This window comes from Algimonas ampicilliniresistens (genome assembly GCF_030159955.1).
In the GTDB taxonomy this organism is placed as follows: Bacteria; Pseudomonadota; Alphaproteobacteria; order Caulobacterales; family Maricaulaceae; genus Litorimonas; species Litorimonas ampicilliniresistens.
The window spans coordinates 1,556,229-1,564,923 of sequence record NZ_BSNK01000002.1 but is presented as its reverse complement, the minus strand read 5'-3'; the positions used below and the strand labels follow the sequence as shown (position 1 = coordinate 1,564,923).

General features: G+C 55.8%; 8 protein-coding genes and 2 tRNA genes. 6 read left to right on the top strand and 4 right to left on the bottom strand.

What is annotated here, in order from left to right:
* The 3 genes from QQL54_RS15400 to QQL54_RS15390 all read right to left on the bottom strand — a co-directional run.
* Positions 1–105, bottom strand: a 105-nt coding sequence (locus tag QQL54_RS15400) for a GTP-binding protein (protein ID WP_233354145.1), incomplete at its 3' end; no start/stop codon positions are given.
* A gap of 86 nt (positions 106–191) precedes the next feature.
* Positions 192–265: transfer RNA gene (locus tag QQL54_RS15395), tRNA-Gly, on the bottom strand.
* A 65-nt stretch (positions 266–330) separates the two neighbouring features.
* Positions 331–415: transfer RNA gene (locus QQL54_RS15390), tRNA-Tyr, on the bottom strand.
* A gap of 155 nt (positions 416–570) precedes the next feature.
* Here QQL54_RS15390 and QQL54_RS15385 point away from each other — a divergent pair.
* From QQL54_RS15385 to QQL54_RS15360, 6 genes are all read left to right on the top strand, one after another.
* Positions 571–1,554, top strand: a complete 984-nt coding sequence (locus QQL54_RS15385; protein WP_348520741.1) for a TrmH family RNA methyltransferase — start codon at positions 571–573, stop codon at positions 1,552–1,554.
* Positions 1,551–2,462, top strand: coding sequence for a 4-hydroxybenzoate octaprenyltransferase (gene ubiA, locus QQL54_RS15380; protein WP_284392458.1), 912 nt, complete (start codon positions 1,551–1,553; stop codon positions 2,460–2,462). The genes QQL54_RS15385 and ubiA overlap by 4 nt, the downstream gene beginning before the upstream one ends.
* 65 nt (positions 2,463–2,527) lie before the next feature.
* Complete coding sequence (gene msrB, locus QQL54_RS15375) at positions 2,528–3,064, top strand: peptide-methionine (R)-S-oxide reductase MsrB (protein ID WP_284392457.1); 537 nt, start codon at positions 2,528–2,530, stop codon at positions 3,062–3,064.
* Between the two features lie 420 nt (positions 3,065–3,484).
* Positions 3,485–3,934, top strand: coding sequence for a hypothetical protein (locus QQL54_RS15370; RefSeq protein WP_284392456.1), 450 nt, complete (start codon positions 3,485–3,487; stop codon positions 3,932–3,934).
* Between the two features lie 45 nt (positions 3,935–3,979).
* Entirely contained in the window at positions 3,980–4,276 is a 297-nt protein-coding gene (locus QQL54_RS15365) for a YciI family protein (protein ID WP_348520740.1), read from the top strand.
* 24 nt (positions 4,277–4,300) lie between these two features.
* Positions 4,301–5,629 (top strand): cytochrome P450, encoded by a 1,329-nt coding sequence (locus tag QQL54_RS15360; RefSeq protein ID WP_284392455.1) that lies wholly within the window; start codon positions 4,301–4,303, stop codon positions 5,627–5,629.
* A gap of 41 nt (positions 5,630–5,670) precedes the next feature.
* On the opposite strand, the gene alaS is transcribed toward QQL54_RS15360, so the two are convergent.
* Positions 5,671–8,319 (bottom strand): alanine--tRNA ligase, encoded by a 2,649-nt coding sequence (alaS, locus tag QQL54_RS15355; RefSeq protein WP_284392454.1) that lies wholly within the window; start codon positions 8,317–8,319, stop codon positions 5,671–5,673.
* Positions 8,320–8,695 lie beyond the last annotated feature (376 nt).

Genomic DNA, 8,695 nt, shown 5'->3' with positions numbered 1-8,695 from the left:
ATACTTCGTGATCGCTGCCGTCAACGTCGTCTTACCATGGTCAACGTGACCAATCGTGCCGATGTTCGCATGCGGCTTGTTACGCTCGAACTTTTCCTTCGCCATCTGGCTAGTCCTCTCATCTGGCCCACCAATCAGGCCGTTAAGGGTTTGTTTTTCGTCTTAGCCCACCTTGCGGTGAACCTTTATTCTGGAGCGGGTAGCGGGAATCGAACCCGCATACTCAGCTTGGAAGGCTGCTGCACTACCATTGTGCTATACCCGCCGCGTCCTTTTCGAGACCCCGTCAAGCGTGACCGCTTTCTTCGCCTCGTCGTAAATTCGCGGAAGTGGTGGAGGGGGTTGGATTCGAACCAACGTACACATAGTGACCAGATTTACAGTCTGGCGCCTTTAACCACTCGGCCACCCCTCCATAGGGAAAACTCCTGCTCCGAATATCGACCCGGCCGAGGGTCGAAATCCACGAAAGTGCTGCTTCCAACAAAAAACGCTCTGTCACCCAAGCAGCCATCGTGTTAGCCGCGCCGAGAACAGAGACATGATGTTGATCGAAGCGGGCATATAACGATGGACGATGGTCCGCGCAAGAACGAAAACGCAGGTAGAACCGGGCAAAAGCGTGGCAGGCGCAAACCGTCCGACTCTGCCCGATCCTCGGGTAAACCGGGGAAATCAGCGAATAAGTCGCCCTATAAGTCCAAAGGGATGATTCCTGGCACGTCTCGTGACACGCCGCGAAAATCCTCTGGTACGCGCTCTCAAGGGGCGACAAGCACACCGCGGCGACCGAATCACAACCGTGGGAAGCACGGTGGCAATCGCACAACCCCGACGAATCCTTGGATTTGGGGCTGGCATGCCGTTCAGGCCGTGATTGCCAATCCTAGACGCACGATTCACCAGATCATGGTGACAGAACAAGCTGCAGAACGCCTTGGCCTCTCTGAAGGTCGCGCCAATCTGAAGATTGTCGCCATGAACTATATCGACACCGCCCTGCCGCGCGGCGCGGCGCATCAAGGCGTCGCCGTGAAGGCAGCGCCGTTACAATGGCCTGACCTGTCACAATTGGCTGACGATGCTGACGATAACGCCCTGATTCTTGTGCTCGATCAGATCACTGACCCACATAATGTTGGCGCAATGCTACGACTAGCCAGTGCCTTTGGCGTCACAGCCATGGTGATGCAGACTCGCAAAGCCCCACCCATGGCAGGCGCGACCGCCAAAGTCGCTGTTGGCTGTATCGAAACCGTTCCAATCTGCCTTGAAGTCAACATCGCTCAATCGCTTAGAACGCTACAAATGTTCGGCTACACAGTGGTCGGCTTAGCGGGCGAAACTGAGACCACTGTCGCAGACGCTCTGTCAGGCGGCGGCCGCTACGCCCTTGTTATGGGCGCAGAAGGTCCGGGTTTGCGTGAGTTGGTGGCGAAAAATTGCGATGTTCTAGCGCGCATCCCAATGCAGTCTGGGCCGATTGCCGGAGAAGCAGAGAGCCTGAATGTAGCGACAGCCGCTGGCATCGCGCTTTATGAGGCGCGTCGGTGAAAGTTGCCGACGCGGCCCGAACGCACTGGGTCAACCGCGCGCCTGTTGGGCTGAGGCCCTATCTGCAACTATCCCGTCTGGATCGTCCGGTCGGTTACTGGCTGCTCGCCCTGCCCGGTTGGATCGGATTGGTTGTTCCCGCCTGGCTCTGCCGACCAGATTGGCAAAGTTGGTCACCACTCTATTGGGGCGCGCTGATTTTGATCGGGGCCATCGCTATGCGCGGCGCGGGCTGTACATATAATGATATTGTCGACCGTGATCTGGACGCACAAGTTGACCGGACCGCCTCCCGCCCGTTGCCATCAGGCCGCGTAACGTTGTGGCAGGTTTGGCTCTGGCTGGCCTTACAACTGACAATCGGATTCAGTGTCTGGCTCGCTTTACCATGGGGCGCGAAGCTCATCGCCCTCGCCGCTCTGCCACTTGTCGCCGCTTATCCATTTATGAAACGCATCACCTGGTGGCCGCAAGTGTGGCTGGGCCTGACCTTCAACTGGGCTGTGTTGGTTGCTTACGCGATCAAGACAGGCGGCCTCGATGCAACAATCGGGCTCGTCTATGCGGGCCTCGCCTGTTGGACCGTTGGCTATGATACGATTTATGCCCTGCAAGACATTGAAGATGACGCTGTTATCGGCATTCGCAGCACGGCGCGCCGTTTTGGGGATCGCGTTCGCATCGGGGTCGCGCTCAGCTATAGTCTATGCGTCCTGTTGATTGCCGCAGGGCTATTTTCATCGCAGTCACCCATATCGGCCTTCGCGGCGGTCCCTTTCGCCGCTCACCTGATATGGCAAATCTATCGTCTTGACCCAAGCGACACGTCGCGCGCTCTGCGACTGTTTAAATCCAACGGCTGGGCAGCCGGGCTATTGATTATCGCGCTTTTCATCACTCAACTGTGAGCGAAACCTGATTGGTGCACCGCGCGTAGAAAGACCATCTAGGGCTTGTAATTATGGAGATCGATATGCTCGACCGACGCACATTTGCCCTTGGCGGATCCGCCCTTGTCCTGGCTGCCTGTGGCGGTAGCCAAGCCCAGACGCCGCCGCAAAGCCGCACAAACACCGAAAGAAAGACTAATGTCATGAGCGAAACAGAAAGCCATATCGACTGGGCCAATCTCTCTAAAGGAGACTGGCAGAACCGACTTAGCCCGGAAGAATTTCACGTGCTTCGCAAAGAGGGCACAGAACGCCCGTTCAGCAGTGCATTAAACGATGAGAAACGCTCAGGCACCTTCATCTGCGCAGGCTGCGCCTTGCCGCTCTTCACGACAGAAATGAAATTTGATTCCGGCACGGGTTGGCCCAGTTTTTTTACAATGATTGATGGCGCCATTGAGACGAAGCGGGACTTTAAAATGGTCGTCCCCCGGACCGAATATCACTGTTCGCGCTGCGGCGGCCATCAGGGTCATGTGTTCAAGGACGGACCACGTCCGACGGGACTGCGCTACTGTAACAACGGCGTCGCCCTAGATTTCATCCCCGACGCTGCGTGATTCGACAGTTTATGGTCGGTTAACGCGCGCTGAAATTTCACATAACTTCATGCTTGCAGCGAACACAGATTCATCTCAGAGATGATTTATCGGTAGCCGTCCCATTGTGGGGCCGCGTTGAGAAAGGAGGTGTAGTTTGTCTATCTTTTTTGAGGGGTCTGCCCAGAACTGTTAGTTCAGCCTTTCGTAAACGCGAAACTGGGTAGGGCTGACGCGCCGGATGCGTCCACAGCGTCGACCACAAACGAAGCGGGCATGGTGTCCCGTGAGACCCAAACTTCAAAACGAGGCCCTCTGGTTTATCCGGGGGGCCTTTGTTGTTTCATACGATTGAATATAGAAAAACTCCGCTGATCTGTGGGAACCGCCGTCATAACCGAGCGTTCCATTTTCACACATATTTATTAGGACATAAGCCCAATGGGCACATTGAAACGGTCAATCATTGCTGCGCCCTTTGCAGCATCCGCGCTAATCGCTTTGTTCGCGATTAACTCCGGCGCGGAAGCTGGCACGACCCAGACTCTCGTCACCAGTGATCCCGCATCATTTGTGCCTGCCAAGCTTGTGCCGACCGATATGGAAAATCGCCACATCACCAATCATTGCATTGAAGCGGGCCGCACGAAGGCGGACTGCGTCTGCCTTACCAAAATCATGAAATATGAACTGTCCGTGGGAGATTATCGCAACATTGCCAATCGCGTGAAACCATCTGAAAGCAGAACCCCGACGCTCGCGATCGACAGATATCGCAAAAAATCCGACAGACCCGCCATACCTATGGACCCGGTTCTCCAGACCATTATCGACTCAGCCCAATTTTCGCAGCGTTGTCTGATCTCGGACGAATTTTTCATGTCCCGCTAGGGCCTTCCATTTGTCGTTCCGGATGGATCGCTATAGGGCAGGCTCATGCCCGATTTCATGATCCTCTCCCGCGACGTCCCTGATGGCCTTACGATTCGCTCAAAGGTGCGATCTGATCATCTTGATTGGCTGAAACAGCCCTCCGATTGCGTTGTTATGACCGCTGGACCCTGGCTTGATGACACAGATGCGATGCGTGGGTCCCTCCTCATTGTCAAAGCGCCGTCGCGTGAGGCATTGGACGTATGGCTGGCGCAGGATCCCTACGCCAAGGCCGGATTGCCTGACCATGTCGATATCCGGCCGTTCAAACTAGTCATCGGTCGTCCGGAAGGAACCTGACGCCGAGCCATAACGGAGAGACATATGGGTTTGCAGTTGGTGACGGAAACGGTCCTTCCGGATCGCGGCCCACAAGACCCGGTCAATCCGATCAAATTCCCCATGACTCCGCCGGTCGATCTTGGCGAACCGCTCAACTTTGCAGGTGAACAACCTTGGGACGCGTTCAAAGCGATGCGGGAGTCCGCCCCCGTCATGTGGCACCCACTCGCCAATAAGAAACTTGAAGGGTTCTGGGCGCTGACACGCTATGATGATATTCGCGCAGCGAGCTTGGACACAAAGACGTGGTCGTCACAAATGGGCGGAATCATGATGGCCTACGCTACGGGCGAGCGGCAACACCCTAAGCTCCATTCCGCCTCTCTTAACACTATGATCTGTCTCGACGCGCCGCATCACATGCAGCTGCGCCGCGAACATATGCAGTTTGTCAAACCGAACTATGTTGCTGACTTGAAGACAAAGGTCGACGCGAAGATTTCAGACCTGTTGGACAATGTCGCCAAGGTCGGACCAAAACTTAACTGGGTCGAGCATTTCTCATCTCAACTGCCCCTCTTCACTCTTTGCGAAATGCTCGGCGTGCCAGAGGCTGATCGCCCGAAAATCCGCGAATGGATGGATATGCTGGAAATGGCATCTTACGTTCTTGGTACACAGGATTTGTCGTCCGTCGATCCCCAACTGGTAATGAATTTCCTCACACAGGTCGAAGCCATGTTTGCTTATGGGCGGGACATGTTGCTGAAACGTCGTGCCGAGCCGACGGATGATTTACTGTCCGCCATTGCCAATGTCGAAATTGATGGCGAACGCCTACCCGACGAATTTTTGGACGGCTCTTGGTTGCTCATTATTATCGCAGGCAATGACACGACGCGGAATTCTATGTCCGGAGGCCTGCGTCTACTCGGGCAGTTCCCGGATCAGAAAGCCAAGGTGATGGCCGACCGTTCGCTGATCCCGAACATGGTCCATGAGATCGTGCGGATGGTCAGCCCCGTCATGTATATGCGCCGCACCGCGCTGAACGACACGGAAATCCGCGGCCAACAGATCGCCAAGGGCGAAAAAATCGTCATGTGGTATGGTGCGGGCAATCGTGATCCGGAGATGTTTGCCAATCCGGACCAGTTCGACATCACACGCGAGAACGCGTCACGACACATCGCTTTTGGCGTAGGTAGTCACGTTTGCATGGGGCAGCGGATTGCCAATATGCAGCTTAACGCTGCTTACACACAGATTTTCAATCGGTTCCCGAACATTGCGTGGACTGGCAAACAGACCGTGCTGCCCAACAACTTTACGCATTCCATCGGCGAGTTGGAAGTCGATCTCGGCATTTAGCGAGACATGTCTTGTCCCGGCCTCTGCCGGAATAAGATTATCTACCCCGCAAGTGCCGCTTTGATTGCTGCTAGAGCTTTGTCTGCGTTTTCAGGCTCGCTACCGCCTGCCTGTGCCATGGCGGGCTTGCCACCGCCTCGACCGCCCACTTGCGCTGCGCCGGCATTGACCAAATCGGCAGCGGAATGTTGTCCCGTCAAATCATCAGATACCGCGACCGCGACCGCGACCTTCGCTCCCTCCGTCGCAACGAAAGCCACGATACCGGAACCGAGCTTAGCAAGCTGTTCGTTCAGCATTGGACGGAGCTCTTTGCCGCTGATCCCGTCAAGTACACGTCCGACAAACTGCACGCCACCAATCTCTTCCGGCCCTGCGGTTGCACCGCCACCGCCGCCGAGCGCGAGTTGCTTGCGGGCTTCCGCGAGGTCTTTCTCCAGCTGTTTACGTTCCGCCATCAGCGTTTCAATCCGGCTCGGTACATCTTCCGGCTTGGCTTTCAGCTGATCCGCCGCCGCCCGCGTGTATCCAGCTTGCGTTTCAAGATATTGGCGTGCCGCCTCCCCGGTCACGGCTTCGACACGCCGAATGCCAGCGGCCACAGCGCCTTCAGAGACAATTTTGAACAAGCTGATGTCACCGGTCCGATCAACATGCGTCCCACCGCATAGCTCGACCGAATAGTCGGATCCGTCTGCGTCGCGACCAAGTGCAAGAACGCGCACTTCATCGCCATATTTTTCGCCAAACAACGCCATTGCGCCCGCCTCGATCGCGGCCTCTGGAGCCATCAACCGCGTTGAGGCCGGGGCGTTTTGTTGGATAATCGCATTCACTTCATTCTCGACCTTAGCCAGTTCTTCGCGCGTGATCGCACCGCCGTGACTGATATCGAATCGGATACGCTCGCCATCAACCATCTGCCCCTTTTGGGTGACGTGTTCGCCGAGCACACGGCGTAGAGCCTCATGCATAATGTGTGTCGCGGAGTGATTGCGCTTGGTCCGCTCCCGCACACCGGGATCCACGCTAATAAGGGCACTGTCTCCTACAGAGATCTCGCCTGTCAGCGTCCCGATATGAACGTGCAGATCGCCGGCCTTCTTCTGAACATCGGAAACCTCGATCCGAGCCCCATTATCAAACTGCGCCACACCGTGATCTCCCGCCTGACCACCCGATTCGGCGTAAAACGGTGTCTCTTTGGTCAGGAACATGATCGGGCCGGGCTGCGCGCGATCGACGCGTTGATTGTCTTGGAGTATCGCCACGATCTCGTGCGTTTCAGACAGGCGATCAAAGCCAGTGAACGCAGTAGCTCCACTTTCCTCGCGAAGTTTTTTGAACACGTCATCAGCGCCCGCTGTGTCAAACTTGCCGCCATCAGCTTGGCTCTTCGCGCGTTGTTTTTCCATGGCGGTTTCGAACCCGTCGACATCGACACCGATCCCGCGTCCGCGCAAGGCATCCTGAGTCAAATCGAGTGGAAACCCGTAAGTATCGTAGAGTTTAAACGCTGTTTCGCCTGGCAATTCGTCGCCCTTTCCAAGACGTGACGTGGCTTCCTCAAGCAAACCCATGCCGCGTCCAAGGGTACGACGGAACCGCTCTTCTTCCTGTTCGAAGGTTGCCTCGATTGAAGCCTGCGCGCGTTTAAGCTCACCAAATGCATTGCCCATTTCATCGACTAATGTTGGGACCAAGCGGTGCATTAATGGATCCTTTGCACCCAGAAGGTGAGCATGACGCATCGCGCGGCGCATGATCCGGCGCAACACATAGCCGCGTCCTTCATTCGACGGACTAACCCCGTCTGCCATCAGGAATGAACAGGAACGCAAATGATCGGCAATAACCCGGTGGCTGAATTTTGCCTCGCCCTCTGCCTTGGCTCCGGTCAGCTCAACAGACGCACCGATTAGGGTCTGGAACAGGTCCGTATCATAATTATCATGCTTACCCTGCAGGATCGCGGCGGTACGCTCCAGACCCATACCCGTATCAATTGAGGGACGGGGCAGATCGACCTGCCGGCCATCGGCATGGCGCTCATACTGCATGAAAACGAGATTCCAAATTTCGATGAACCGGTCGCCATCCTCATCCGGAGACCCGGGGGGTCCCCCGGCGATGCTAGGGCCGTGATCATAGAAAATTTCGCTACACGGACCACAAGGTCCCGTGTCGCCCATCGCCCAGAAATTATCAGACGTCGCAATGCGGATGATGCGGTCATCAGACAGACCCGCGATCTTTTTCCATAGATCGAAGGCTTCATCATCTGTGTGGTAGACGGTGACCAGCAGCTTATCTTTGGCGAGACCGAAATCCTTCGTCACCAATTCCCAAGCATGGCTGATCGCTTGTTCCTTGAAATAGTCTCCGAAGCTGAAATTTCCGAGCATTTCGAAGAAAGTATGATGTCGCGCCGTATAGCCGACATTATCCAGATCATTATGTTTTCCACCCGCCCGAACGCATTTCTGTGAGGACGCTGCGCGGGGCGCATCCGGTGTTCTCTGACCTGTAAAATTATCTTTGAACGGCACCATTCCCGCGTTGACGAAGAGGAGCGTCGGATCATTGTCTGGGACAAGCGGAGACGATGGCAGGACCACATGATCATTGCGCCCAAAATAATCGAGAAATTGCGCGCGGATTTCCGCAAGGGACACGGTCGAGTTAGTCATGCGCGGCCTATAGTCAGACCCGCCACCAGTGCCAAGTCGTCTCTACCGAAGCCCCTTCGGTCTAGCTGACATACTGGGCCAAATTGTCACTGCTATCTATTGGAACCGACACACGATCAGCCCGTTGCAATGTCGCATCTGAGGCGATCACCCCCATCATGTTTTTCATGATGGAGGCGAGGCCTCATTTGGTGCCCGGGGATCCGGCACATGGTGGACGGACCATGCGTGAATTCCGAACCCCCGGACGGAATCGACCTGTTACCGCAGGACGGATGCGGTCACCGGTCGAAAAAGGACGCGGACTGCTTTCGCAGTCCGCGTCCCGATTTCCGCCAGACCTGTGGCCCGGCTCATCAACAAAAATCAGGTGGGT